This window comes from Bradyrhizobium sp. P5_C11_2 (genome assembly GCF_054049755.1).
This window is the reverse complement of the sequence record NZ_JBFULT010001060.1, coordinates 1-1,151: the sequence shown is the minus strand read 5'-3', so window position 1 is coordinate 1,151 and position 1,151 is coordinate 1. Positions and strand designations below refer to the sequence as shown.

General features: G+C 64.9%; 2 protein-coding genes and 1 pseudogene. 1 reads left to right on the top strand and 2 read right to left on the bottom strand.

The window, feature by feature from the left end; all coding sequences use genetic code 11:
- A pseudogene (locus tag ACXJL8_RS41655) lies at positions 1-220 on the bottom strand (hypothetical protein); the annotation flags it as partial.
- Between the two features lie 284 nt (positions 221-504).
- On the opposite strand from ACXJL8_RS41655, the gene ACXJL8_RS41650 reads away from it, so the two are divergent.
- Positions 505-765, top strand: coding sequence for a hypothetical protein (locus ACXJL8_RS41650; RefSeq protein WP_456618107.1), 261 nt, complete (start codon positions 505-507; stop codon positions 763-765).
- A 33-nt stretch (positions 766-798) separates the two neighbouring features.
- Here ACXJL8_RS41650 and ACXJL8_RS41645 read toward each other — a convergent pair.
- A partial coding sequence (locus tag ACXJL8_RS41645) for a host attachment protein (RefSeq protein ID WP_456687102.1) occupies positions 799-1,151 on the bottom strand: 353 nt, incomplete at its 5' end.

The window sequence follows — 1,151 nt, the reverse complement described above, 5'->3', positions numbered from 1 at the left end:
CGCAGATCTTGTTCATCGGCACGATGCCGAGCACCAGCGTGCAGGCCGAGTTGCAGATGCCGTCGATGATGACGCGCTCGCGCTTGTCGCGGACGCGCTTGTACTTGGCCTTATACTCCTCGACATAGCCACCATGGTCGCGGGTGATGTGCAGATCCGCCCGCGCGGGTGTGGCGACCGCGACGGAGAGCAACAGCAGGCTCAGGAGCGTGATGCGCATGGCAAAGTAACGGTGAAAACCTTGCAGGAATGGACCGGCCTCGAAGGACCCCCAGGGGGCCGGCAGGAATCTAACCGAATTCTCTTTGGTCATACTTGTGTGGGAAATTCGTTAAGCATCCCGAAAAGGCCAAAAATGGGCAGGCCCGGGGGCGCCCCGGCATTTCGGTCACACCCGCCCGGGAATCGGCGGAATTGGCCTGGATTTCCGGCCGTTTGGGTGCCTAGCCCGCCCAAAATCGCTATAACGAACCGACCTCTCAGCGCGGGTTCCGGAGAATCGAGATGAGCAAATTGAAGCTTGTTGCCGCAGTTGCTGCCCTGTCGGCCGCAATCCTAGCCCCCAGCCTCGCGGAGGCGCGGCACCACCGGCATTACCGCAACCACGCCAACCCGCTGCCCTACCAGATCAGCTATCTGCACAATTACGGACCGGGCATCACCCCCGGCACCTTCGCCTATTATGACGGCCCGTCGACCAACGGCTGCTACCGCAGCGCGTCCACCTACGTCGGCCAGGACGGCCGCCGGCACCCCTGCAACTGAGGGGCGCCGACGCGTCCGCTCCCGGCGGGAGCCCTAACTGGGGGCACCCGACAGAAGCAATTGCTTCTCGATCTCGTAGACCGGTAGCTTGACGAGGTCCTTGCCGACCTCGCCCTGGAGCGCCTTGCGCACGGCGTCGGTATAGTCGGCGCGGATCATGCCGAGTGCACGCGGCGAGGCCACCATGGTCAAAGCTGCGGTCTCGCCTGAACTGACGGCCGTATCGAGCCGGCCAGCGAGGCTCCGCAGGAAGGCGCGTTCGGCCTCGTCGTGCCAATCGGTCTGCTCCGCCGAACTGCGCGCACCGCCAACCGCAGCATGCAACCGGCCGGGCGCGTCGGTCGCTTGCGCGGCGGTGGCAGGGTTGGGCTGCTCATGCACCTCCC